This is a genomic window from Thermaerobacillus caldiproteolyticus, assembly GCF_013761245.1.
GTDB classification, from domain to species: domain Bacteria; phylum Bacillota; class Bacilli; order Bacillales; family Anoxybacillaceae; genus Thermaerobacillus; species Thermaerobacillus caldiproteolyticus.
This window is the reverse complement of record NZ_JACDUT010000003.1, coordinates 227,361-252,209: the sequence shown is the minus strand read 5'-3', so window position 1 is coordinate 252,209 and position 24,849 is coordinate 227,361. Positions and strand designations below refer to the sequence as shown.

The following is a 24,849-nucleotide window of genomic DNA, read 5'->3' as shown; positions in this document are numbered from 1 at the left end:
GGAAAACGATATGTTATCATTCTTTAAAAGAGGACATGCAAAACAAGACGGTTTAGACACCGTAGTCGATTCTAATGAGCTGTTTAGTACAGAATCTGCTCATTCAACCGACGAAGAAATACATCCAGAGCTATCTTTTCATCCAACATGGTCGATCAGCGTGGAAGAGCGATATTACTACCAATTTTTAAACAATGAACAGAAACCGTTAAAAGAAAATCAAGTTTCTCTTTCTGGAATCGAGCTAAAACAAGTAAAACAAGGATACATGGTCACTGCTTTTGTACGAAGCAGCTTACCAAAGCCGATCACCTTTTCTACTATGCCGCTTTTGTTAATCGGACCAAATGGTGAAATCCTTGCACGCAAAGTATTTGATTTATCGGAGCTTGGAGAGATCCCTCCCCGCAGCAGCAGACCATGGAAATTTTTATTTGAACATGATACGTTGCGGACAAGCGAAATTCCTGCCGTGGATTGGAAGCTTGCATTTGAGCTAACATCCCGAAAAACTCATTCACTCGATTTAGCTGAAAGCTGGGAGAAAAGCCTAGCAGATGAAGATAAGCAAAAACTACAGTCTCTCGTTCAATCCATTCAGCCACCAAAACCAGGAGAAGTCAATTTTATGGGGCTGCAAATTCAGCAAACAGAACATGGCGATCTTCATGTAACATTGCTGATTCGTAACGGAAGTGACAAAAACATTGAAATTCAACAATTGCCGCTGCAAGTGGAAGATGCTGCTGGGGATATCGTCGCGCGCGGGGCTTTTACCCTTAATGATTTTGAAGTGAAAGCAAACACAAGCAAGCCTTGGACATTTATTTTCCCAAAATCATTAGTAACAAAAGAAAACCCAGACTTCCGCTCATGGAAAGTGTCTCTGCCGCAAACGCAGGAATCGTGATATTATCGGGCTCTATCAGAGCCCCTTTTTTTATTCCTACAGAAAAAACCGTCCACCATAAGATGGACGGTTTTCCCAGAGGCTACCAACCGAGGTCCCTGTTTTATATTGCTACAGAAGGAAATAATATCTTTCTTACAAGTATATTTTACCATCGGTAGCTTTATATAACAATTATTTTTTTATATGATTGTTTTTCTTCTTTCAATTCCTCCGGATACAATAGCGTAGCCGATCATCAATAAGAAAACTAAATCTAGTAATCCTGTATGAATAGAAATCATAAAAATCGTCGTAATGAAAGCGTATGAAACTGTTTGATAAGACGCTAGTCCTGAGCTTTTCATTTGATTATATAGCATCGATAATATCATACCGTATAAGGCAAAACCAATGATAATCGCCAAATAGCCGCCCTCTACATAAAATTGCCCTAGCAACGTCGGTGTCGTTGTACGTCCAGGACGAGTGATATATTTCCCCTTCTCAATCGTAAGAGAATTAACCATTTTGGTGATTTCCATACGCGGAGATAGCTGTTCTCCCGGTAAAATGGTGGAAAAAATACCCTCATGAAGCTTTCCATGCATATAACCGTGCTTATCTGTATATTCCATTAACTTGCTTAACACAATTCTTCCTGTTACGCTCGCTTCGGTTAGACCGCGAACCCATTTTGGCGTTTCATTAATTTTGCGAATGAGTATTAAATCACGGTCAACTTCCTCTTCACTTCTTTGTACATCTGGACCTTCGTGGCTATTGAACTGTTTCGTCGGATCTTCCGTTACGACACGGAAAAAGCCAAACAACGAAAGAGCGAGTCCCACAACAAATAAAAATGTTAGTAACCACGATAGTTTAATGCGTCTAATCGTGTAATGGAAGACGATTAAACAAGTAAAACATATAATTGCAATCGGTGTGCGATATCCCATCAAGACTAGCAATACAAGGATAATAAAAAGAATAATCAGATATGTCCGCTTGCGCTGTTTTGTTAATGGATGCTCATTCACCACACGTTGACAAATAAGGAAAAGAACCGAAAACCATAAAAATGAACTTAAAAAGTTTAGCTTCGGATCTAGGTGTCTGCGAACCGACTCATCGGTAATACCGATTTGCCCTGTTACTAACATAATAATATAGCTCACAAGGCCAATGAACCCGAGTGCATACAAAAGATAAACGGTTTTTCCTTTCAAAAACTTTAGTCCAAATGAAGGAAACATCCAATTTTTCTTTTGAACAATATGAACCGCTGCTAAATAGGAGACGAGCCCCACTAGCAGAGGCCATAAAATATTTTTATTTGCCTCAAAGTACTCCACTTTTCCAAAATCAAACAAACTAACAGAAAAATAGAGAACTAAGATAAAAGGAAAGAAAAAATAAGGTGAAAACGAATCGATATGATTGTTCCACTTTTGCAAAATCCCCAATCGCTTCATAACTCTCCAGTTTCTCTCGAAGCAGAAACTTTTTTAATCCTCCCTTTCGTCAGAATTTCTTTGAATGATTGTACCCTGAATAACCATAATGCGACAAAATAAATCGCTGCTCCAGAAATGATCATCACCGCTAAATAAGGAATAAGCGAAAGTCGCTCGGCATGTAAATTATACTTAATGAAGAGAAGTACAATCGTCATCACAGCGGCACAGGCTATAATTTTTGCATATTCTTTTCCAATCACAGCAAGACGGAATCCACCGGAAATGTTATACAGCGTCGTAAACGTAATGACTGAATACACAAGACCTACAAGAGATGAAGATAAAGCAAGGCCTGCTGCACCGATGGTATTGGACAAAATCGCATTAAAAATAATATTGACAATAATAGAAAGGATCCCCACTCTTAGCATGTAGTGACCTTTTTCCAATGTATAAAAACCTTTGGCAATCACCGCTTGAATGCTATAGAAAAGGACAGAGCCCATATAAAGCACGGCATATTCGCTCGTTTGCGCCGTTGCACTTGCCGTAAAGGCGCCGCGTTCATAAAAAGCTTGGACGAGTTCTTTCATTAAAACCAGCATTCCTGCCACAGTAGGGGCCAAAAATAAAAACATGTAGATAAGTCCTTTTTCAATCCCTACTTTAAACAATCTCATGTCGTTTTTGGTTTTTGCCTCTGCTAACAAAGGAAATACAATCGTTGCGATGGTAACACCAAAAATCGCTTGCGGAATGTTGACAAGCCGGAATGCATAGTTTAAATCGGAAACAACTCCTTCTCCCAGCCTTGCTGAGAATAACGTATTGACAAATAAGTTGACTTGTCCAACCGCAGTAGTTAGTCCGATTGGTAAAAATACCATATAGAAAGAGGAAACTTCCTTTCGATCTAGTGGTTGACTCCACAATAAAAAGTGACGCGGACGCAAATAAAATAACTTAATCAAAAAAGAAAGGACTGTACCAACGAAATATCCGAAGGGTACTGAATAAATCCCCATTTGGCGGTGGAGCAAAAGCGCTCCACCGATAGTACATAACACGACAATCGTCTGAGAGAATGTAGAAAAAGAAAATTTCTTTTGTGCGTCAAAATATCCTTCATATACGGCATTCACACCAACAATGGCTACCGAAAGAAAATAAATCACCGCTGTCCAAACCGCAATATCCGTTCCATGTTCGTTGAAATTCGGATATAACTGACGAATAAGAAGGGGGGAAAGTATTACCCCAACAATAGTGATCACAGCAGAAATCCAAAACGTCCCTTTGACGATATTCGTTAAATGAGAAAAGCCTTTTCCCAGCCGCTCATACTTATAATAGCTAGGCAAAAAAGCATCTTTCATGCCCGTCAACATAAACAAAATAATCGCATTTGGAATGGTCATAGCGGCAATATAGGCGTCAGTCACATACGAATCGCCGAATAAATTTGCGATTACCATGTCGCGAAGCATGCTGGAAAACTTCAAAAAAAAGGTGGATAGCAAAAACAGGATGCTCGCAATACGTAATTTTGACATACTATCCCTTCTATTCTCTAATCGCTTTAATTAGAAATTTCGGAAGTACAAGCTGCCGCTTCCATCGCCACGGTTCCTTGATTAGACGGTACAACCATTCTAAGCCGAGCTTTTGAAAGAAAAGCGGAGCTCTTTTTAACCTTCCGGAAACAACGTCAAAGGATCCGCCTACTCCTTGGTATACTTTTGGAACCAGAGAATGCATATGCTTCACAATCCAATATTCTTGGGCCGGGCTTCCTAAAGCAACAAATAAAATATCGGCTTGTGATTGGTTAATGGCTTCCTTGACGACATTCTCATCTTTTTCATAACCATGCATAGTACCGACAATTTGAATGCCGGGGAACTTTTCCTCTAGCTTCTGTTTTGCCGCATCCGCCACTCCTGGTTTTGCTCCGTATAAAAAGATTTTTTTCCCATGTGTAGTCGCTTCTTGACACAATCGAAGCATCATATCGATTCCCGTTACACGCGAGCGGATTTTCCCACCTTTTATTATTGAGGCTAAAATGACACCGATCCCATCGGGAATTTGATACGTCGCTTTGTTTAAAAGTTCCCGCAACTGTTCATCTTCTTGCGCTTTCATAATCTTTTCCGGATTAATTGCCACAATGAATGATTTGCGGTTATCATTAATGTCCTCTATTAATTTGGCAACAAGTTGTTCGTACGTATATGTACAAACATCGACGCCTAAAAATGTTTCTTTCATCTTATCACCTAATTTGGAATGGTCATCCTCATCTATTGCTTTGGGAGGTGTTTGCCGTCCCCTAATACATGTACCTCATACCCTTTTTGTTCCCATACATGTCGGTCAATACAATTTTTTGTATCAAAAATGATTTTTGTTCTTACATAAGATTCCACTTGTTCTGGATGTAACGTTTTAAACTCGTTATGGTCTGTTAAAATCACAATCATATCCGCATGAGCCACGGCTTCTTCGATATGCTGTGTTTGACGAGCTAAGCGATTTTCTTGAATGTGCGGGTCATAAGCCGTATAGTCAATTCCGAGTCTCTCAAGGTGATGAATAACTTCTAATGACGGGCTTTCCCGCATATCATCAACATTGCCTTTAAACGCCAGCCCAAACACGGCTACGCGCCCATGTCGAATTCCTTGTTCTTCGAGAATTCGCTGAATTTTTAGCGCCGTATATTCCGGCATGCTATCGTTAGTATGACGAGCTAAGCCAACGATTTTTGCTAGCTCCGGCTGCAATTCCACTAAAAACCAAGGATCGACAGCGATACAATGCCCGCCTACTCCCGGACCAGGAAAATGAATATTTACTCGCGGATGGAAATTTGCTAGGCGAATAGCTTCCCAAACATTGATGCCAATTTTTTCGCTAATTTTCGCTAACTCATTAGCAAAAGCAATATTGACATCTCTGTATGTGTTTTCCATCACCTTGACCATTTCAGCAGTCGTAGCATCAGTTAAATGGATCGTTCCTTTGACAAACGTTTTATACAATTCCGCAGTTAAGCGGCTTGATTCTTCGTTAATTCCACCAACAATTCGATCGTTATTGATCAATTCTTCAAAAATTCTTCCCGGAATCACTCGTTCAGGAGAATGAGACACAAACAGTTCTGTTCCGATTTCCAAGTTCGTTTCTTTCAAAATTGGCAACATGACATCTTCTACTGTGCGCGGTGGTACAGTTGATTCTAAAACAACTAAATTTCCTTTGCGCAAATAAGGGACAATCGACTTTGTCGCCTCACGTACATAATCTAAATTCGCGGTTTTATCTTTATTAATCGGAGAAGGTACGGCAATAATAAAGACATCAGCTTCTTCAGGTGTTGTTGAAACCGTAAATTTACCGCTGTCAATCGCTTGATTCAAACGCTCCTGCAATCCTGTTTCTTCAATGTGTAATTGTTTTTGTCGAATCATGTTAACTGCTTTTTCATTGATATCGACACCATGCACTTGCAACCCATGATTTGCAAACATCACTGCAGTTGGTAGTCCAATATATCCTAATCCGATAACACAAACTTTCTTATTCATACGAAAGATTTCTCCTTTACACAAGTACCGTTTTTTGCACTCAAATTTTATTATAGCAAAAAATACAGATTGGTCATATAATTTCTCTATCTTGTAACAAAATTTAAATAAATGTCATCATAAATTAGAATGTAATGCATACCAATAAACAATTCAAGTAGGAAGTTATAGTTTAAGATGTATCTTTTTGTTTAGTTTCCCGTTTCCTTTCTCCTTCATTCTCCAAAAAAACACCCCGTCCGTTATATGCGGAAACAGGGCAGAGCATATTTGATTATTCATTTATATCGGTAGCATCTCGTCAGCATTTGTCTATTTGATTGCGTTTCCTATAATCAAACGGCTCATATGTGTGATTTTCCCTGCCAGAATGATGCCAGCTTCATATAGCGTTTGTAATGTTTTAGATGGATCAAGTTTTGCCGTATCGATATTCGTCAGTCGCAGTTCTGTATCAAAATAGAAGGTAATCTCTATCTCTATCTCTTTTCAACTAACGAAGCATGAATAATATTTCTACGACCAACAGAAATATACGTAATTGGATATTTCTCCACTTCCTTTAAATCATAACAATTCCTTCCATCAAAAATAATCGGTTCCTTCATCTCGTCTACATAAGTAGAAAGAGGAATATCCTTAATCTCATCCCATTCTGTTACAATAAAAACCACTTCTTGTCCAGCTAAAGCAGATATCGCTGAACGAGCATAGCGAACACTGTCACCGAGTACGCTTTTAGCGTTTTCCATTGCCACTGGATCATATACTGTGACCTCTGCTTGTTCGTTCAACAATTTTTGAATTAATACAAGCGAAGCGGCTTCGCGAATGTCATCGGTATTTGGCTTAAACGCCAAACCAAGCACAGCAACTCTTTTCCCTCTTAATGAAGAAAATATTTCTTTTGCTTTTGTGTATAACAGCAACTGCTGTTTATTATTCACTTTAATGACCGACTCAAGTAAATCAAATTGATAATGAACATTGCCTGCAATTTGCATCAACGCTTTCGTGTCTTTTGGAAAACAAGACCCTCCATAGCCAATTCCGGCTTTTAAAAAATGAGGTCCGATTCGTTTATCTTGCCCGATTCCATAAGCCACATCATCAATGTTGGCGCCTACTTTTTCACAAATATTAGCAATTTCATTGATAAAGCTAATTTTTGTGGCTAAAAAAGCATTCGCCGCATATTTAATCATCTCGGCGCTGCGTATATCTGTTTGAATAATCGGGATGCCAAAAGGTTTATTAATTTCAGCAATTATCGAAGCAGCCCTCTCATCGTTTGCTCCAATCACGATACGATCTCCATGAAACATATCATAGACAGCAGAACCTTCCCGTAGAAACTCTGGATTGGATACAACCGTAATTTCAATTCCCGGTAATTTATGTTCATTGATCAATGCTTGGATTCGATCATTCGTCCCTACTGGAACAGTACTTTTTATCACGACAATAGTATCTTTTTTTACATAATGGCTAATCGCTAACGCCGCTTCTTCAACATAGGTTAAATTAGCCGAACCGTCTTCATTTTCCGGCGTTCCCACCGCAATATAAATCACGTCCGCACTTTCGTAAGCGGTTTTTGCATCTGTTGTAAAAAACAGGCGTTCTTCGGCGATGTTTTTTTTCATTAATTCCTCTAATCCCGGTTCATAGATTGGAACAATGCCTTGGCGCATTTTTTGTACTTTTTGTTCATCAATATCATAACAAGTCACCTTATTCCCGATTTCCGCAAGACAAACTCCGGTCACGAGGCCTACATATCCCGTACCAGCAACAGTGATTTTCACACGTTACACCTCCTATGGCGATTCGAAAAACGTACATGTCCCATATTCAACTCCCGCGACTAATTATATCGCAAAAATAAACACCGAACTCTATTTATCTGTCATTCCATCCAAAAAGATCGTTTCCCTTAACACAGAGATAATTATACCGCTCCCAAACAAAACTATAATTCTTATAAAATAGTTGCTTTTAATAGATTAGCGTGTTTTACTATTACATTCAACTTTCACTTTGCGATAACGCTCCCTTTCGTTTTACCATTTTTCCTTCATCTTATTTATATACCATATTACTCGGGAGAGAAAATGAATCCGAGATTAACAGCGAGAAAGGGAGATGCCAACAATCATAATAAAACATGCCATAAAGTCGATTTATGGCATGTTCACTTATTCTCCCTCTTCATGTTTTGGAGCCGTTCGATGTAGTAATTGGCCTCTGCCTTACAAGAAACATGAATATCTTTTAAATTCAGCTCTTTCGCTAACGTTTCTATTTTGGCTAATTGTTCGTTCGTCGGCGCTTCTGAAAGTACTTTTTCTATCATTTCGTTAATTTTATTTGCCAATTCTTCATGGAACGACGGATCGGACTTAATTTGTTCATCAAGAGAATGAAACCAATTAGAATTTTTCTCGATATAGCTACGCCATTCTTGCATAAATGCAGGTGGATGAAACTTCGTTTCCTCCCATTCAATGTCATTCATATATTTTTCAAACGCACGAGTAATAGAACGAGCAATACTAATTTTTACCCCATGAGGAAGATTTTTTAACATTAACCAGAAAACCTCCATAATTTTCATTTTTATACGGATAAATCCCTAATTAGTAATCCTATCACAAAGTAGCCTGCAACTAAAAATTTTTTATTTCCTGCTCGATCATTTTTTCCACTATAATTCATTTATTACATTCCAAACGAAAAAGTACCCGTACCTTTCGTCAACGCGGTACGGGAATGATTTCTTGTCTAAACATGAAATGGACTTGGTGGCTGTGTTATTCTACCAAAGTGGTAAAGGATTGCTTGAACGATTCGCTCTGATGCTTTTCCATCCCCATAAGGATTGACGGCTTTTGCCATCTGTTCATACGCTGCCTCATTATTAAGCAGCTCAAACGCCAATTCGTAAATTGTCTCTTCATTTGTTCCGGCGAGTTTTAATGTACCTGCTTCGATTCCCTCAGGGCGTTCGGTTGTATCGCGCAATACGAGAACTGGCACCCCAAGCGAAGGAGCTTCCTCTTGAACCCCGCCTGAATCCGTTAAAATAAGAAACGCTCTTGCGGCAAAGTTATGGAAATCTAATACTCCAAGCGGCTCAATTAAATGAATGCGAGGATCATTCCCAAGTATTTCATCAGCTACTTCCCTTACTGCCGGGTTTAAATGAACTGGATAGACAACCTGTACATCATCATGCTCATGAACAATCCTTTTAATAGCACGGAACATGTTCCGCATTGGTTCTCCTAAATTTTCTCGACGATGGGCTGTCAGTAAAATCATACGGCTACCCTGCATTTTTTCTAACACAGGATGTTGATAGTGCTCACTTACTGTGGTTTTTAGCGCGTCAATTGCTGTATTTCCTGTAATAAAAATCGATTCACGTTTTTTATTCTCACAAATAAGGTTCTCGTATGCCTTTTTTGTCGGAGCAAAATGCAGATCAGCAATTACTCCCGTCAATTGCCGGTTCATTTCCTCCGGAAAAGGAGAGTACTTATTCCACGTTCTTAATCCGGCTTCTACATGCCCTACAGCAATTTGATTATAAAAAGCAGCAAGACTAGCAACAAATGTAGTAGTTGTATCCCCATGGACAAGCACTAAATCCGGCTTCACTTCTTTCATTACTCGATCAAGTCCTTCTAAAGCGCGAACAGTAATATCAGCCAATGTTTGGCGCTCTTTCATAATGTTTAAATCATAATGGGGAGAAATATGAAAGATATCTAAAACTTGATCAAGCATTTGCCGATGCTGCGCTGTGACAGTAACAATCGATTCAATATATTCGGGATATTTTTCAAGTTCTAATACAAGCGGTGCCATTTTAATCGCTTCAGGTCTTGTTCCAAAAATGGTCATGACTTTTAGCTTTCTAGACATGATTTCACCTACAATAACTAGTAATGATTTGGCTCGTACATTTTTATCTTGACAATAATTATTCTTGCTCTTTATTCCCTTAAAGCCTGTTCATATTCTAGCATGTGTTCTCTCTTATGAAAAGAGTAAACAAAAGTTGGAAGGTTGTATCCATATTCAAAAATATTTATAATCATTGTTAGATTTACCATTAACCTAAAAAAGGAAGATTATGCATGAGAGCAAAACGTCGAAAAAAGAAAAAATGGTTATGGATAATAACAAGCTTATTGGCATTGTTCCTTTTAGGAGTTGGAGTTTATGGCTATTCAGTTTATCATCATCTAAAGAAAACAGCTGATCGAATGCACGAGCCAATTCATCGCATGACGTCTGAGAAACGAAAACAACCAGTTTCCTTGAAAAAGCAGACCCCTATTTCTATCTTGCTCATCGGTGTCGACGAACGAAAAGGGGATCGCGGTCGTGCCGACTCATTAATTGTACTAACGGTGAATCCAAATAAGAAATCCGTTGAAATGGTGAGCATTCCGCGTGATACAAGAACAGAGATTGTCGGCAAGGGGAAAGAAGATAAAATTAACCATTCCTATGCGTTTGGTGGCGTCGAAATGACGGTGGCGACCGTCGAAAAATTTTTGGACATTCCCATCGATTATTATATTAAAGTCAATATGGAAAGCTTTAAAGACATTGTCGATGCCGTTGGCGGAGTAACCGTAAATAATCCTTTTGCCTTTACGTATGACGGGGTAACGTTTCCAAAAGGAGAAATCAAGTTAGACGGGGAAAAGGCATTAAAGTACTCGCGCATGCGTTACGAGGATCCGCGCGGTGATTTTGGCCGTCAAGACCGGCAAAAGCAAATTATTGAAGCGGTCATTAATAAGGGAGCAAGTTTTTCATCGTTAGCGAACTACGATGAGCTGTTAGCTGCAATCGGGAAAAACATAAAAACGAATTTAACGTTTGAACAAATGAAAGATATTCAAGCGAATTATAAAGAGGCACGGCAGCATATCGAGCAGTTGCACATTAAAGGTAATAGCCAAACAATCAATGGTGTTAGCTACATCATTGTTCCTAAGCAGGAACGTATCACATTATCCAATAAATTACGTGAACATTTAGAAATAAAGGATACCCCTTAAATTTTATCACAAATATTTTCTTATGGGACTGACTGCTGTTTTAGAGTCAGTCCCCTTTTATCACATCATATCTTGCTCTCTTGTGCCAAAAACGACAAGAACTCTGTCGCGGGAAGAATATTTAGGTTTAAGAGCAATTCACTCCGACTCCGCTTTTCTTCACTGTTTAGCTCCGTTCGCAAATCGCTCCGGGTCAAATGACCTTTTCTCTCCAAAGTGCAAGTGCTTCTCAGCGGAAAGAATGTCCATCGAGGGAACCAAGATGGCAACATTCCGCTGTTTGCCCACAAGACATGGGCAGGGGACGTTCGCACTTTCTTATTTGGCTGTTTCCGCGTAAATTGCTGCTATCCGGAACATAGCTGTTAAAACAATGGCTTGGCACGACGTTTACAATGACTCCTATCCTCTCTCAAAGATAACCGTTACTATTTTTCTGTGCGGCCAATCTTGTTGTTTCTCGCCACCCCATAAATTGTCATACCAAGAAACAAAAGAGATAGCAATATAAAAGCAATACTATAACCCATTTGCTTTTCGCTGAATTTGTCATAAGCGAACATGGCCATAACGATTACATTGATAAAAGTAGAAATAGCACCATTGGGTGGATTTTTGTCTCGTCCCTCATTTTCCACACCTTCACTCCATTATTCTAATCACATAATATGCAATTCTTTTAGCAACACTCTTTTTAGAAAATAGCCTTTTATTTTAATAATATCGCTTCGCCCCTAAATAGCGCGCTTTCCAGTAAGAGTTGTTAAGTTGGCTGATCGTGACGCCGGTGGAACTGCCGCTATGGATGAATTGATTGTTGCCGATGTAAATACCAGCATGGGAAGCGCCTGGTCCATCGGTTTGAAAAAAGACAATATCGCCGACCGAAGGAGTAGCAATAGATGTACCCGTATTCCACATCATCGCTACTGTACGCGGTAAGGACAGACCTTGTTTCTTAAACAAATACACAATGAAACCACTGCAATCAAATCCGACTTCTGGCGTTTGGCCGCCCCATACGTAAGGCTTGCCCAATAATTCTGCCGCATCGGCCATTAGCTCCATGACATCCAGCTTCACTGCCGGTGCTTGTCCCATCAATTGTTCATATGTCTCATTATCCACCACGCCAGTTACTTTTAACTTTGCACTCTGTTGAAACTTCTTAACAGCTTCGGCTGTCACTTGGCCGAAATAACCGGTAATCGTCGGATATGTAAAATGACCGAGCTGTTTTAGTTTCGCTTGTACTTGTTCGACTTGTTGTCCAGTAGAGCCAATTGTTAAATAAATAGTCGTTTTTGGTGTTGATGAGCTCGGTTTTGTCTTTTGGTCAACGGCTTCGCGGATCTTCGCCAACGTTGTGCTGTCAGCGACACCTGTTGCTTTTAGCCCGGATTGCTGTTGAAACTTACGCACAGCATCAGACGTAATTGTACCGTAGTAATCCGTAATTTGCGGATATGTAAAATAACCAAGTTGCTTTAAGTTTTGCTGAAGTTTGCTTACTTCAGGCCCCTTTGAGCCAATTCGCAGAGCGGTTTCATTCGACGGCGAAGCAGTTTGACGATTCAATGCATTTTGAATCGCTTGTACGGTCTGCGAATCAGCGACACCTGTTATCGCAAGCCTGCTCGCTTTTTGGAATTTTTTTACCGCATCAGCCGTAATCGTGCCGTAATAACCAGTGATTTGTGGGTATGTAAAATAGCCAAGCTTCTTTAAGTTTTGTTGAAGTACTTTCACGGCATCTCCAGTTGAACCGATTTGCAGCGGACGGCTCGCTTTGCTTTTCGCTTGGTTGGCCGATGTCACACTGCTTTTTAACTTCTCATACGTTTGGTCATCGACAATCCCCGTTGCCGGCAAGTGAACAGATGCTTGGAAATCTTTCACCGCCTTTTCTGTAATCGTTCCAAAATAACCGGTTGCAGTAGGATAAGTAAAAAACCCTTTCGCCTTTAATAGTTGCTGCAATTCTTTCACTTGCGGGTGGCTCATACCGATTTTCCATTCCGCTGCTTTTCCGGTCATCGGCAACATAAACAAGGCCGAGGCAAAAGCAGATGTCATGATGACGTGCTTGGGTTTTAATTGCATCGTTTGTCACTCTCCCTCTTTTTCTTGCTAGCCTAGCGCTCGCTATGTCGAAAAAAGGAATCCAGCCACCGAATTCTTTTTTTCGACATACGGTTTCAAGAAAGATTTCTCATTCTTGTATACTTATGTTTAAGTATACCGAAACTTTCTTTTTCATAGAAAGAGACTTTTGCTATAATTTTATATAAAATTTTGCAGATTAAACTAGAATAAGAGAGTAAGCAATAGCGAGAGGATGAAATCGATTGTTACAAACGAGCTTGTCGAAAGCTGTATTAGATCAAGCGGCACGTCAACTAAAAAAAGAAGTTACACTTTCCAATCAATCAGCAATGAAAAAGGGGCTTAAGCTGTATCGGGAAGGTTTTGTCTATAATGCAGCAATCGTTCAAAATGGCGTCATTCAAGCGAATGTTCTTGATGAGAATGTGTACAAACCGACAATTTATTTCACCCATCTTTCACAAAGTCATTGCCAATGCAGTGATTCGTACGTTTGTCCCCATCTACTCGCCTTGTTTTTTTATTTATATTCACACGTTGGGCAAATCGGAGAGTTAATTCGCGAGTGGAATACAAAGCGAACAGGTAACATATTGCCCTTAACAAAAGCAAGTGAACTCGTAACCCCATCCTCTTCCGTCCGTAATTGGATAAACCAGTTTCAGAAAGCATATCATCTCTTTTTCGCAAAATCGAATAAAGGAGATTATGCATTTATTCACCAGTTGTGCTACCGTTTTTTCCCGTCATTACTGAATGAAGCGCCTATGTTGCTTGTAGAAAAACGACTGTATCATCTTCATGCGGCACTTTTTACATTTTGTCGTCTTCTTGAGGAAGGACAACACTATCAGCACATTTCTTATTATCGCTCGTTTTGGATCGCGAACGTGTCTGAATTTATGGAAACGATTAAAAAGAAATGTGAAGATTTAGCGAAGGTTTCTATTCCTAAGTCATTCGCTCCGCTTCTTGAGGAAAGCCGCGAATACGTTCGTCACATTTTATTTGCTGGCGATGCATTGATGGATGAGCGCATCGCCATTTATCAAATGGTATGGAGCGTTCTTTTTCATAATGAAGAATGGAATCAGCAAGAAAAAGAATGGTTGTTACAGCGGCAAGAAGAGCGCGGTGATATTGTGCTTGAGTGTCAACTCGCTTTGGCACATCTTGCATTTCTTCGCGGCGATGATGAGGAAACTTTTTCTCTCTTGAAAAAACTAAAATTTGTTCCAATTCCTTATGTAATAATATGGATAAAAAACTTGATCCATGGTCAACAATGGGAACGCCTCAAACATTGGTGGGAACTATGCATCACCAGTATGGAGTGGTACTTAGCTGCAACGAATTATTCTGACGGGGCCATTATTACAAGAGAATTGCTTTATTTATACGACCGGTACGCGAAGGCAACCGGGGATGATGAAAACTATGAAATATTATTACAAGTTTTACTTCCTTACAGCGCTTCCGATTATAGTTACTTTTTACTCACAAGCAAGCAATATAAAAAATGGGTTGATTTGCATTTGCTTGCCGATATCGATGTCAACAATATTCACCGTTCGTTTCTAAAAGTTGTTGAAACGTATGATCGTTCCTTATTGTTACCTCTCTATCATCATGCCGTTCACAAAATGATTCAATTGAAAAAACGCGAAAGTTACAAAATGGCGGTTAAGCACTTAAAAAAGCTGCGTACATACTACCGCGCTTTAGGGAAAAAAGAGGTGTGGAACAGATATATCACGAAATTAGTAGAGGAGCACAAACGGCTCCGTGCCTTTCAAGAAGAGATACAGAAAGGAAAGTTGCTTAATGATCAAAAGGTATAAGTTAATGAGCCGCTGGCTTGAGGATGAAAACGCCTTTTTCCTTTATAGCGATGAACCGGTAGAAAAATGGCGAGCGCTGGCGTTTTCGTGGCATGCCGAAAGCTTTTACGGAACGTTTTTGACAACCAAAAAAATCGGTGAACAGCAAGGAGTATGGCTATCTCCTTGGGAAGCTCTGACGTTTTTTTCCTCTTCGTCAGAAAACGAGTTGGCTCGCCTTCAATGGGATGAACCTTCAATGACGTTTCGCCGATGGGCGAAAGCGATCATGGACGATATACGAACCCTTCAATTTATGCCCGATTTTACGGCCTGGAAAGACGGGGGCTTCGGTTGGAAAATGGAAGAAGAAACAGAGCAAAATCCATTTATCAAAACATGGCGTTCTCTCGCAATTCATGATTGGATTCAGCGCGATCAAGAGCTCTATGAAGTGTGGCAAGAAATCACGAATACGTACCCGCTTCTTATAAATAATAGTTCTCATTGGCTCTATTCCGAGGAAGATTGGCTTTATGAAATTGGCTGGAAAAAAGATACGGCACCGTTTACGGTTGCTTTGCGTCTAAGCGAACCAGACGAAGAAAACGATTGGAAGCTAGAGACGTTGCTGATTGCTAAAGATAACAGTGACACTCTCATTTGGAGTGGAGAAGAACATTTGCCGACTGAATGGAAAGAGTATAATCATGCTGTTCAACGAGCACACCGACTTTGGTTGACAGCTGTTCCGTGGCTAAACAATGGATATGGACAGCTGCGAAATTCGCTAAGCGAAGACGAAGCGTGGCGTTTTTTAAAAGAAGCAAGCGAGCAGCTTCTTGCAGCAGGAGCACGTATCTTTTTGCCATCCTGGTGGGAGATGGTCAAACAAGCAACCGTAACGATGAAGGCAAAAGTGAAATCCGCCCCGAAAGCTGGCGAGGCAACGCTCGGATTGCAGACTCTTGTCGATTTTGACTGGCGCATCTCGACAAACGGGGTTGAATTGAGCGAAGAAGAATTTGCCGAACTAGTCGTGCAGAAACGACGGCTTATGCAAATTCGCGGACAATGGATCCAGCTTGATCCCACTTTCATCCGACGCGTGCAGTCGTTGATGGACCAAGCGCGGAAAGAAGGGCTGCCGATTCGTGATGTGTTACAACAAGCATTTTTGCAGCAAGAACATGAGCATGCTGAGAGCGAGGAAGAAAGCACGCCGTTTCAACATATTTCGATTGAGTTAAACCGCAGCTTCCAAACCTTTATTCGCCAACTTACTCATTTAGATGAAATCCCGTCCGTGGCTGTTCCGGCTTCATTCCAAGGCACACTCAGACCGTATCAACAACGCGGTGTCGATTGGCTATTGTTTTTACGGCGTTTCGGACTTGGGGCATGTTTGGCGGACGATATGGGACTTGGAAAAACAGTACAAATGCTTGCGTACTTTTCGTATGTGAAAGAACATGAAACCGTGCACAAACCAGCGTTACTGATCTGTCCTACAAGCGTGCTCGGCAACTGGCAAAAAGAATGCGCGAAATTCGCGCCTTCACTGAAAATTTACACACATCACGGTCCGGATCGCGCCAAGGGAGAAACGTTCTTACAATCAGTTCGTGAGGCAGATATTGTCATGACCTCATACAGCTTGGTGCACTTAGACTTTGCCGAGCTTTCTTCCGTCGATTGGGGAACAATCTGTTTAGATGAGGCACAAAATATTAAAAATGCTCACACAAAACAAGCGCGGGCCATTCGTAAACTGAAAGGCGGGCATAGAATCGCCCTTTCCGGTACGCCGATGGAAAATCGGCTAACCGAGCTTTGGAGCATTTTTGACTTTATCAATCCGGGCTATTTAGGAAGCCTGACGCAATTTCAACGCCGCTTTGTTGCACCGATTGAAAAAGATCGCAGCGAAACGAAAATCGCCATGCTGCAAAAGCTCATTCGCCCGTTTTTATTGCGGCGTACAAAGAACGATGAAGCGATTGCTTTAGATTTGCCAGATAAGCTCGAACAAAAAGAATATTGTCCGCTAACCGCTGAACAAGCTTCTTTATATGAGGAGTTTGTCCAACAAACACTGAAACATATTGAAACAGCAAACCAGCGGGAACGGCGCGGGCTTATTTTGCAAATGTTAAATCGGCTCAAACAGCTATGCGATCATCCAGCTCTTTATTTAAAAGAAAGCAACCCGACAAATGTATTAGAGCGGTCGCATAAGCTTGAAACATTGCTTGAGCTTGTGCAGCAAATTCGCGCAAATGGAGAAAGCTGCTTAATTTTTACGCAATATATTCAAATGGGTGAGATGATTCAACAGCTTCTTTCCTCCCGATTAAAGGAAAGCGTCCTCTTTTTAAACGGCAGCGTGACAAAAATAGAGCGCGACCGCATGATTGAACAATTTCAAGCCGGTCAATTTCACATCTTTATATTGTCATTAAAAGCGGGAGGCACCGGGCTTAATTTAACTGCGGCCAACCATGTGATTCATTTTGACCGCTGGTGGAACCCAGCCGTTGAAAATCAAGCAACTGACCGCGCATATCGTATCGGACAAAAACGGTTTGTCCACGTTCATAAGCTCATTACTGTAGGCACACTGGAAGAAAAAATTGACGAAATGCTGGAGCGAAAACAGGCGCTAAATGAAGAAATTATTCAAAGTGAAGCATGGATTACGGAATTGTCGAATGAAGAATTACGTGAATTGCTTGTTCTCCCAACAATCATTCGCAAAGGAGCATAAAACATGAAGAAACAACCGAAGCGAAAAGCAAAAGAAGCCAAAGTAAAAACACCATGGGAAAAGCTATATGAGCGGATGGCGAAAAAATTAGAGGTTGCAAATCAAAAGCAACATCGTTAAAATATGTTGGGGTTATCTCCGCAATGAGATAGCCCTTTTTATTGTTTTTTCTTTACAGGGGAAACAAAAAGGTAGGATACTCGCTTATTTTCGTAAATATAAAGCGACTGGAGAATGTAGTAGATGAGCTGTTTTTCAATTGTGAGAAGTTCGTTCGTATGTAAGCGGAGATATTTTTGTTGAAGCTGATTCCATTCATAAGACGTAATTTCGAAATGCCGTTTTTTCAAATCAAGCTTGATAACAAACATATAGAGTTGATCAACGGATTTGAAGACAAAATACAGTTGCGCATTCTCTTGGCATTTAATTGTGCGAAACCACATTTCTTCGTCTAAAAAGCGGTCATGTGTTTCCTCGCTTTTTAAAAACCGTAACGAATCAGCAAAGTTCGTCGGAGCAATCGTTTTCAACCGCACCGAAAACGGGTTTTTCATCTCCTTCACAAAGATGCTGTATGTGCCTATTTTGCGCTTCTCCACTTTCCGCTCGCTCACAATTAAATCTGCAAGATAAATATTCACACAAATCCCTCGCTTTTTCATCCAAGTCAATATTTATCCATTTATTGTATATTCTAACAGAATCTTTGTTCGGGAAAAAGCTGTAGAGCACTAGCAAAAGATAGTTTAACGACCTTTTTCGCAACAAATAATAATATGTTCTAAAACAGAACGAACTTCTTCTCCACAATCTCCTATCTTTAATATATTGATTCATTTTTGATAGAGCTGTGGTGAAGAATATGAAAAGATTAGGCGAGCAATTAAAATACTTACGAAAACAGCAAAATTGGACGCAAGAAGAATTGGCCCAACGCCTCAATATATCACGCTCACAAATTAGCAAATGGGAAAACGGAGAGTTGTTACCGGATGTGCAATCGTTAGAAAAGCTAAGCAACCTCTATGGAGTCAGCATAGACTTTTTAATAGGAAGACAAACAAATAAAAAAGAGCTACTACGAGAAGTCAACCGCCTTTATCAAACCGACCGTATCGATGAAACGATGCTTGATATTATCGCTTATTTAAAACAAAATCCCGAAATGGAAAAAGCAATTTATTCACTAGTACAATTACCGACAAAAAAACGCAAACATATCGAAGCCATTATCGCTACACTAGTAAAAGAATTTTCGCGGGCCATTGAATAGCCTCCCCTCATGAGAGAAGAGCAATAGGCATCGTCACCTCACGTGTCTATTTGATAAATAATAAAAAATGCGCCAACGAATGTCTGTTGGCACAATGTAAGAGGGAATATTGAGGCTAGTTTCTCTATATAGGGGGAAAATTAGGAAAGGAAACATAGAGGAAGAATCAATGAGGGAGTTAATTATGAATGTCCGAGCCATTGCTGTGGTTGTCCACCCATAAATCGGACGGATTCAGCAACGACTTCGGTTACATAGACGCGTTGTCCATCTGACTTCTCGTAATTCCTTGTTTGAATTCGACCCATCACTCCAATAATCGAACCTTTCCGACAATAATTGGCTGTGTTTTCGGCGATTTTTCTCCAAAGCGTACAATGGACAAAATCGGTATCAATCACCCCTTCCGCATTGCGAAAATTGCGGCTTACCGCCAATGTGACGTTGGCTACCGCCGAACCATCGGCAGTATAGCGAAGTTCGGGGTCTTTTGTTAAACGCCCGACAAGAACAACGTGGTTGATCATTGTCAGTTGCATCTCTCCCTTCCTACCACCGTCTGCACCTTTATCATAATCAACAAACTATTTTTCGTAAAATTACGATTTTTTAATTTTCCCCATCAATGTTTTCACTATCTATAAGCATTTTTTGACAATAAAAGAGAAAATGTGACATAAAAATTCAATTTTTGTACCTCACTATAAAATTTTTGCCTATTTCCCCTTCACAAAGTGGATATGTTATAATTTTTCGTAAGACAACATTGACGAGGTGATGGGATGAAGACCTTTAAGCTTGTAGGGCTCTCCGTCGTTTACGATGATTTGCATCGAGAAGAGGTTTCGCTCATTGATGGGCTTGTTATTAATAAAGAAGACGGGAAAAATCACTGGTTAATTGAAACATATTTAGATAAAGAATACGAACATTTTTTTTCTGAGCTGCAAAAGGAAAAAGACGAATTCCGTCTCCAAGTCACGATTTCCAATAAAAGCAACGACCCCGCGAACATGATCGCTACCATACGTTCGATCACTTCGCTAAATGAACATATTAGCGTTCTGATGGATGGCCTGTTAATCCGCAATAAAACGGATTTAGCTGAAGTCGTGCTCGCCGGCCTCGTAGAAAAGGGTCTCCAAGGAGAAGCGCTTTTGCGAGAATTTAAGCATCAACTTCATGAACGGCGCGGTGTAAAAGAACCAACAAAAGCTGACTCAACAAAGGGCTGATTCTCTTCTAGCCCTTGATGAGTCAGCTTTTTTATCATGGCTCGTTACAGGTGAATGCTGTTACGTCCGTTTTTTCACGAACTGAGCAATAAGAACATACCGTTGTTTCGCATTCCCGATAAAATCAAACGGATAACAGGTCGTCACCGTTAAAGTGGGACGTGGCTTTTCCACGATGACGGTGCGGTCACTTTCATCGACAATCCGCACCTTTTTGACCCGGTATACAAATTCGCCTGTAGATGTTTTGACAATGAGTTCATCGTGAAGTCCGACTTGCCCTAACTGACGAAAAACGGTATCGCGATGTCCTGACAGCACAACATTATTCGGTTGGCCCGGCAATGCGCTTTTCGGATAATGGCCGACACCTTTTCGTAGCTCTTGTTCGTCCGTCCCATGATAAATCGGTAACGAAATGTGCAGCTTCGGAATGAGCAATGTTCCCATTTGCTCCCCGAGCTTAGGTGGTACAAGCGTTTCTTGTGCCCGGGTAAGCCGTTTGGATGATTGTTTGTCTGCTTCCTTTAATGGTGTAACGGCACGATATCCTTGCCAAAATGAATACCCGTTCCATAACATCACGGCAAGGCCAAGCATCATGAAAACAAACGCGCTATATCGCAACACAGTTTTCCAATGGCGACACGTCTGAGACATTCCCTCTCACTCCATTGCCTTTTCACGTGTTCTCCAATAAACAAAAGCACCCAGCAACATAAGAAGTAACCCAATAAGAGTATTTGTCACATAAGGCGAAGCGGTATTTGGCATTTTCTCTCCTTGCATTTTCTCTTTCATTTTTGCCGCCATTTCTCCGGCATGAACGAAGCTTTCTCCCGCATGAAGAATGTAATCGGACGTTAACATATTCTCTGATAATTGCAGATCGACTAATCGTTCACCTTGATTGTTGTATAGCTCTACAAGCAAATCTCGCCCGCCAAGCGTGTTCATCGCCATCAATTGTCGGGACGATACTTTTTGTTTTTGTCCATGTTTGACTAAATAAAACTTCGGTTGAATCTCGAGCGCCGACAATAAAGTTTCCCAAATGGATATCAATTCTTCTTGCTGCGCGTCTGTTAATTTCGTTGGATCATCGATATGAAGAAACGGTTCAAGGCGCGCATCCACTCCTTCTAATCGCTGAACAAGCGCTCTTTCATCAAGCGACATAATATGTTCAAATAACCGATTCACTTCCTGTTCTGTGAATCCAATGGATGCAAGCATATCATTAATTTCTTGCATTTCTTTGTCATGATGTAAGTAAAAATCAACAGCCGTATCTAAATCTTTAATAAATGTATAGTCTTGAACGGTTTCACCGAACTGTCCAAGCAACGCCTCTAGTTCTTCCTGTGTGAGGTTGTACCGCATAAGCAGTTCATTTAAGTTTTCTTCTGTAATCGGTGTTCCAAGCCGTTCTTTTAGCTTTTCTAATGTTGCAAAATCGTTGATCGTCATGTCGTAGTCGGCCAAGTAATGCTGTAAATCTTCTATCGTCCAGCCGAAACTGCTGACATATTGCTGGAGCTCTTTTTCATTAATTTGGGCAAATGCACGATCATCAACATTTATCGTATTCAAAAATAGGCAGATGACAGCAACGAAAAGAAGTTTTTTCATCGCAATTTCCTCCATTGTCAAAATTCATACAATGGTAGTATTTTCCGACTGTCATGTTCTTATGTATAAAAAATACATCCACTCTCTTTTTACAGAGAGTGGATGTGAGATGAAAAGTATGCTTCATACAATGCACGAACAGCTTCCTTGACAACTTCTTCTTTCACGCCAAACATCATGCTCACTTCGGAAGATCCTTGATTAATCATTTCAATATTAATGTTCGCTTCAGCAAATGCCGCTGTCGCTTTCGCCGCTACCCCGACGGTTCGCTCCATTCCTTCACCGACGACCATAACAAGGGCTAACCCGTGTTCAATGTGGACTTCATCTACTTGAAGCTCGGTTTGAATGCGGTCGAGAATGCGCTTCTCTTTTTCCCCTTCTAATTGGTTCGCTCGCAAAATAACAGACATATTATCAATTCCTGATGGGACATGTTCATAAGAAATCCCTTCGTCTTCTAAAATTTGCAGCAGTTTTCGCCCAAAGCCAATTTCTCTGTTCATTAAATATTTGCTAATGTTAATACTGCAAAAACCGACATCGCTAGCAATACCGGCAACCGGTTCATCGTTATGGTTTCTCTCTGCGACAATCCATGTTCCCGGTGCTGCTGGATTATTTGTATTTTTGACACATACAGGAATCCCAGCCTTATAGACAGGCTCTAACGCTTCATCATGAAACACGGAAAAGCCCGAATACGAGAGTTCCCGCATTTCCCGATATGTCAGTTCTTTCAACTGACGTGGATGATCTACAATGGCCGGGTTCACGCAGTAGATCGAGTCAACATCGGTAAAGTTTTCATAGACGTCTGCTCCTACTCCGGCGGCAACAATCGAACCGGTAATATCCGAACCGCCGCGCGGGAATGTCACGATATGACCGGTTAAGGAATAGCCGAAAAATCCCGGGATTACTAACACCCCATGTCGTTTCCGTAAATCTTTTAGTTTTTCATATGACTCTGGTAAAATTTGCGCATTGCCCGGCTCATCGGTCACGAAAATTCCCGCTTCACGCGGGCTTACATAATGAGCCTCTAATCCTAAACTATAGAGATAAAACGCCATCAATCTAGCATTATGGTCTTCTCCGCTTGCCTTTATGGCATCCATAAGCCGATCAGGGGCGTCTCGGTATGTATCAATTTTTTGTTGCAAATCATCCGCGATGTGCGAAATGAGCGACGAAACAGACAGCTCAAGACCTCTCGCAATCTCTTCATAACGTTTTACGATTGCTTCTAGGACACTGTCATACGGTTCATCATGTATCGCGGCATCCGCTAGCTGAATTAATAAATCTGTGATTTTCACGTCGCCCTTATACCGTTTTCCCGGCGCAGAAACGACAATAATGCGGCGCTCCACATCAGAACATACGATATCAGCCACTTTTCGAAACTGCTCAGCGCTTGCCACAGAGCTTCCCCCGAATTTCGCTACTTTCATGGTCCATAACCCTTTCTCTTGAAAAATCATTTTATATCTTGTTATGATACCACACTTTTATCAAAGAGGAAGCAATTATTTTTTATGAATTCTGACAAATCCCAGCACTGTTACGATCGTCCAAGCCTGCTTCTATTGTTGAGCCACGTTTCCACTACGGACATTGGCGATGCCTTCTTTACATACCCCATACGGAAGCCATGAACAATTCGCACATAAATGCTCTAAATCATCGGGACGAACTTTACGCGCTGTTAATTGCACAAGCTCCGATTTTAAATACACCCCATTTTCTTCAATTCCAAGGTGTTCAATCACTCTTCGATCCATGGATGTCACATGTTCATTCGAATTTGGATCGGCTTGACATGTCGATTCGCCGTGGTGCGGGCATGTAAAACAGGCATCATCAAGCGCCACCACCACTTGAATCGGGAAATCTTTTTCTTCGTTGCGGATATCTTTAACAATCTCCCACATTTTTTCTACAAATGACGGACTGTAGCCCATTCCCCGAAACCCATGTACACACAATAAATGATGTCCCCTTAACCGCAATGGTTTCACTCTTTTTCTCTCCTCTTCCTTTTATACATTTCAAGAAAAACGCAATAAGCAGTTAATTCATAAGAAAAGCCGAAATATTTAGCGATTATTTATTTCCATCTTAACGGATGAGTGTTCATTCCTACAACTGTAAAAAATGGGATAAGAGACTATACATTGTATCTTGCCGTTGACTTATGGCGACTAAAAATGGCATTCTAAATGTAACATGGCATACGAATTCGAGAAAGAAAGGGACTAAACACAATGAAAATCACAAAAGAAGAGGTTGCACAAGTATTATCTGTTTTGCTTGACCAGCTTACTAGCCAGTGGACAAAAGAAAAAGTCCATTCCGACGTCACAGAAGTCATTATGAAAATGCGCGTTCAGGCAGAACATGACGATGAATATCTCCAACTATTGCTAGCAAACATCGCATTTGCAACCGAATCAACCTATGCGCTCCAACAAGTGTTAGACGTGATTTTAACAAAAAAGTCCTTTCCTTCTGCGGCGGCAGTCGAAGCAATGATGAAGGAAGCACAAACGCGCATTCATGAACGACTTGCAGAAATCACCGAGCAATACAATACGCATTTTGCTCAAATCAGCGATGAAACTGAACGTAAACAGCAACTTGAGCGCTCCTATTGCGCCATTCTTGTCGCCAATCGTATTAAAACTGATTTTATTCTTAGTTTTATTCATAAAAGTAACCAAGAGATGATGAAAGGATTTTTCGCCGCGGATCCGCGCGATGTACTTGAAGCATTTCATCACTTAACAGGTGTCTATGCTAGCATGTTGTTAGATGGGCTTGATCTTGAGTATTAACGAGAAAATGGAGATAGTCTGCCTATCCCCAATTTGCGTAATCACAGAAAATGCTCTACGATTCCTTTAAAAAACTCTGACTGCAATTACTTTTTTCATTCTTTCAAGTTCGCTTCTACTTGCACGTTTTTATAGAGCAACATCAAAAAT

The 24,849-nt window shown here is 40.7% G+C and carries 22 protein-coding genes; 7 read left to right on the top strand and 15 right to left on the bottom strand.

All coding sequences use genetic code 11. From position 1 onward, the window contains the following. Positions 1-10 precede the first annotated feature (10 nt). Positions 11-910, top strand: a complete 900-nt coding sequence (locus tag HNR31_RS06560) for an accessory Sec system S-layer assembly protein (protein WP_181555458.1) — start codon at positions 11-13, stop codon at positions 908-910. Between the two features lie 182 nt (positions 911-1,092). On the opposite strand, the gene HNR31_RS06555 is transcribed toward HNR31_RS06560, so the two are convergent. The 7 genes from HNR31_RS06555 to wecB all read right to left on the bottom strand — a co-directional run bounded on the left by HNR31_RS06555 (position 1,093) and on the right by wecB (position 9,869). Beyond that, positions 1,093-2,364, bottom strand: coding sequence for an oligosaccharide repeat unit polymerase (locus HNR31_RS06555; RefSeq protein ID WP_181555457.1), 1,272 nt, complete (start codon positions 2,362-2,364; stop codon positions 1,093-1,095). Next, positions 2,361-3,902 (bottom strand): murein biosynthesis integral membrane protein MurJ, encoded by a 1,542-nt coding sequence (gene murJ, locus HNR31_RS06550; RefSeq protein ID WP_181555456.1) that lies wholly within the window; start codon positions 3,900-3,902, stop codon positions 2,361-2,363. Before murJ ends, HNR31_RS06555 begins: the two co-directional genes overlap by 4 nt. 10 nt (positions 3,903-3,912) lie before the next feature. After that, on the bottom strand, positions 3,913-4,620 hold the full coding sequence (locus HNR31_RS06545) for a WecB/TagA/CpsF family glycosyltransferase (protein ID WP_181555455.1): 708 nt from the start codon (positions 4,618-4,620) through the stop codon (positions 3,913-3,915). Positions 4,621-4,652: 32 nt separating this feature from the next. Beyond that, on the bottom strand, positions 4,653-5,939 hold the full coding sequence (locus HNR31_RS06540; RefSeq protein WP_181555454.1) for a nucleotide sugar dehydrogenase: 1,287 nt from the start codon (positions 5,937-5,939) through the stop codon (positions 4,653-4,655). 479 nt (positions 5,940-6,418) lie between these two features. Further along, positions 6,419-7,747, bottom strand: a complete 1,329-nt coding sequence (locus HNR31_RS06535) for a UDP-glucose dehydrogenase family protein (RefSeq protein WP_181555453.1) — start codon at positions 7,745-7,747, stop codon at positions 6,419-6,421. A gap of 386 nt (positions 7,748-8,133) precedes the next feature. Further along, on the bottom strand, positions 8,134-8,529 hold the full coding sequence (locus HNR31_RS06530; protein WP_181555452.1) for a hypothetical protein: 396 nt from the start codon (positions 8,527-8,529) through the stop codon (positions 8,134-8,136). Between the two features lie 194 nt (positions 8,530-8,723). Beyond that, a complete protein-coding gene (wecB, locus tag HNR31_RS06525) occupies positions 8,724-9,869 on the bottom strand; it encodes a non-hydrolyzing UDP-N-acetylglucosamine 2-epimerase (RefSeq protein ID WP_181555451.1) in 1,146 nt (381 codons plus the stop codon). Positions 9,870-10,084: 215 nt separating this feature from the next. On the opposite strand from wecB, the gene tagU reads away from it, so the two are divergent. Then, complete coding sequence (gene tagU / locus HNR31_RS06520) at positions 10,085-11,020, top strand: polyisoprenyl-teichoic acid--peptidoglycan teichoic acid transferase TagU (protein WP_181555450.1); 936 nt, start codon at positions 10,085-10,087, stop codon at positions 11,018-11,020. 428 nt (positions 11,021-11,448) lie between these two features. Here tagU and HNR31_RS06515 read toward each other — a convergent pair whose 3' ends face one another. Together HNR31_RS06515 and HNR31_RS06510 are read right to left on the bottom strand one after the other, a co-directional pair. Beyond that, positions 11,449-11,658, bottom strand: coding sequence for a hypothetical protein (locus HNR31_RS06515; RefSeq protein WP_181555449.1), 210 nt, complete (start codon positions 11,656-11,658; stop codon positions 11,449-11,451). 76 nt (positions 11,659-11,734) lie between these two features. After that, the gene (locus HNR31_RS06510) at positions 11,735-13,123 is read right to left on the bottom strand and encodes a C40 family peptidase (protein ID WP_181555448.1); all 1,389 of its coding nucleotides are present in this window, start codon (positions 13,121-13,123) and stop codon (positions 11,735-11,737) included. 245 nt (positions 13,124-13,368) lie between these two features. On the opposite strand from HNR31_RS06510, the gene HNR31_RS06505 reads away from it, so the two are divergent. Together HNR31_RS06505 and HNR31_RS06500 are read left to right on the top strand one after the other, a co-directional pair. Next, a complete protein-coding gene (locus tag HNR31_RS06505) occupies positions 13,369-14,967 on the top strand; it encodes a hypothetical protein (RefSeq protein WP_181555447.1) in 1,599 nt (532 codons plus the stop codon). Next, positions 14,951-17,713: a DEAD/DEAH box helicase gene (locus tag HNR31_RS06500; protein WP_181555446.1), complete on the top strand. Its 2,763-nt coding sequence runs from the start codon at positions 14,951-14,953 to the stop codon at positions 17,711-17,713. Before HNR31_RS06505 ends, HNR31_RS06500 begins: the two co-directional genes overlap by 17 nt. A gap of 158 nt (positions 17,714-17,871) precedes the next feature. Here the strand turns inward: HNR31_RS06500 and HNR31_RS06495 are convergent, their stop codons facing one another. Further along, positions 17,872-18,363 (bottom strand): hypothetical protein, encoded by a 492-nt coding sequence (locus HNR31_RS06495; RefSeq protein WP_181555542.1) that lies wholly within the window; start codon positions 18,361-18,363, stop codon positions 17,872-17,874. A 215-nt stretch (positions 18,364-18,578) separates the two neighbouring features. Here HNR31_RS06495 and HNR31_RS06490 point away from each other — a divergent pair, with 215 nt between their 5' ends. Then, positions 18,579-18,989, top strand: a complete 411-nt coding sequence (locus HNR31_RS06490) for a helix-turn-helix domain-containing protein (RefSeq protein WP_181555445.1) — start codon at positions 18,579-18,581, stop codon at positions 18,987-18,989. A 182-nt stretch (positions 18,990-19,171) separates the two neighbouring features. Here the strand turns inward: HNR31_RS06490 and ssb are convergent, their stop codons facing one another. Beyond that, positions 19,172-19,516, bottom strand: a complete 345-nt coding sequence (gene ssb, locus HNR31_RS06485; RefSeq protein ID WP_181555541.1) for a single-stranded DNA-binding protein — start codon at positions 19,514-19,516, stop codon at positions 19,172-19,174. Positions 19,517-19,771: 255 nt separating this feature from the next. On the opposite strand from ssb, the gene HNR31_RS06480 reads away from it, so the two are divergent. Next, entirely contained in the window at positions 19,772-20,224 is a 453-nt protein-coding gene (locus HNR31_RS06480) for a YwpF-like family protein (RefSeq protein ID WP_181555444.1), read from the top strand. Between the two features lie 60 nt (positions 20,225-20,284). Here HNR31_RS06480 and HNR31_RS06475 read toward each other — a convergent pair whose 3' ends face one another. From HNR31_RS06475 to HNR31_RS06460, 4 genes are all read right to left on the bottom strand, one after another. After that, positions 20,285-20,884 carry a class D sortase gene (locus tag HNR31_RS06475; protein ID WP_373367421.1) on the bottom strand — a complete coding sequence of 200 codons (600 nt, stop codon included), beginning with the start codon at positions 20,882-20,884 and terminating at the stop codon, positions 20,285-20,287. 6 nt (positions 20,885-20,890) lie between these two features. Beyond that, a complete protein-coding gene (locus HNR31_RS06470; protein WP_181555443.1) occupies positions 20,891-21,856 on the bottom strand; it encodes a processed acidic surface protein in 966 nt (321 codons plus the stop codon). An 89-nt stretch (positions 21,857-21,945) separates the two neighbouring features. Continuing rightward, positions 21,946-23,316 (bottom strand): aspartate kinase, encoded by a 1,371-nt coding sequence (locus HNR31_RS06465; RefSeq protein WP_181555442.1) that lies wholly within the window; start codon positions 23,314-23,316, stop codon positions 21,946-21,948. A gap of 132 nt (positions 23,317-23,448) precedes the next feature. Beyond that, positions 23,449-23,883: a DUF1284 domain-containing protein gene (locus HNR31_RS06460; RefSeq protein WP_181555441.1), complete on the bottom strand. Its 435-nt coding sequence runs from the start codon at positions 23,881-23,883 to the stop codon at positions 23,449-23,451. A 246-nt stretch (positions 23,884-24,129) separates the two neighbouring features. Here HNR31_RS06460 and HNR31_RS06455 point away from each other — a divergent pair, with 246 nt between their 5' ends. Then, positions 24,130-24,699 (top strand): hypothetical protein, encoded by a 570-nt coding sequence (locus HNR31_RS06455; protein ID WP_181555440.1) that lies wholly within the window; start codon positions 24,130-24,132, stop codon positions 24,697-24,699. Positions 24,700-24,849 lie beyond the last annotated feature (150 nt).

Coding starts and splice junctions, on each gene's coding strand:
- HNR31_RS06560 (WP_181555458.1), top strand. CDS start 11: ATGTTATCATTCTTTAAAAGAGGACATGCAAAACAAGACGGTTTAGAC.
- HNR31_RS06555 (WP_181555457.1), bottom strand. CDS start 2,364: ATGAAGCGATTGGGGATTTTGCAAAAGTGGAACAATCATATCGATTCG.
- murJ (WP_181555456.1), bottom strand. CDS start 3,902: ATGTCAAAATTACGTATTGCGAGCATCCTGTTTTTGCTATCCACCTTT.
- HNR31_RS06545 (WP_181555455.1), bottom strand. CDS start 4,620: ATGAAAGAAACATTTTTAGGCGTCGATGTTTGTACATATACGTACGAA.
- HNR31_RS06540 (WP_181555454.1), bottom strand. CDS start 5,939: ATGAATAAGAAAGTTTGTGTTATCGGATTAGGATATATTGGACTACCA.
- HNR31_RS06530 (WP_181555452.1), bottom strand. CDS start 8,529: ATGTTAAAAAATCTTCCTCATGGGGTAAAAATTAGTATTGCTCGTTCT.
- wecB (WP_181555451.1), bottom strand. CDS start 9,869: ATGTCTAGAAAGCTAAAAGTCATGACCATTTTTGGAACAAGACCTGAA.
- tagU (WP_181555450.1), top strand. CDS start 10,085: ATGAGAGCAAAACGTCGAAAAAAGAAAAAATGGTTATGGATAATAACA.
- HNR31_RS06510 (WP_181555448.1), bottom strand. CDS start 13,123: ATGCAATTAAAACCCAAGCACGTCATCATGACATCTGCTTTTGCCTCG.
- HNR31_RS06500 (WP_181555446.1), top strand. CDS start 14,951: ATGATCAAAAGGTATAAGTTAATGAGCCGCTGGCTTGAGGATGAAAAC.
- HNR31_RS06490 (WP_181555445.1), top strand. CDS start 18,579: ATGAAAAGATTAGGCGAGCAATTAAAATACTTACGAAAACAGCAAAAT.
- ssb (WP_181555541.1), bottom strand. CDS start 19,516: ATGATCAACCACGTTGTTCTTGTCGGGCGTTTAACAAAAGACCCCGAA.
- HNR31_RS06480 (WP_181555444.1), top strand. CDS start 19,772: ATGAAGACCTTTAAGCTTGTAGGGCTCTCCGTCGTTTACGATGATTTG.
- HNR31_RS06475 (WP_373367421.1), bottom strand. CDS start 20,884: ATGTCTCAGACGTGTCGCCATTGGAAAACTGTGTTGCGATATAGCGCG.
- HNR31_RS06470 (WP_181555443.1), bottom strand. CDS start 21,856: ATGAAAAAACTTCTTTTCGTTGCTGTCATCTGCCTATTTTTGAATACG.
- HNR31_RS06465 (WP_181555442.1), bottom strand. CDS start 23,316: ATGAAAGTAGCGAAATTCGGGGGAAGCTCTGTGGCAAGCGCTGAGCAG.
- HNR31_RS06455 (WP_181555440.1), top strand. CDS start 24,130: ATGAAAATCACAAAAGAAGAGGTTGCACAAGTATTATCTGTTTTGCTT.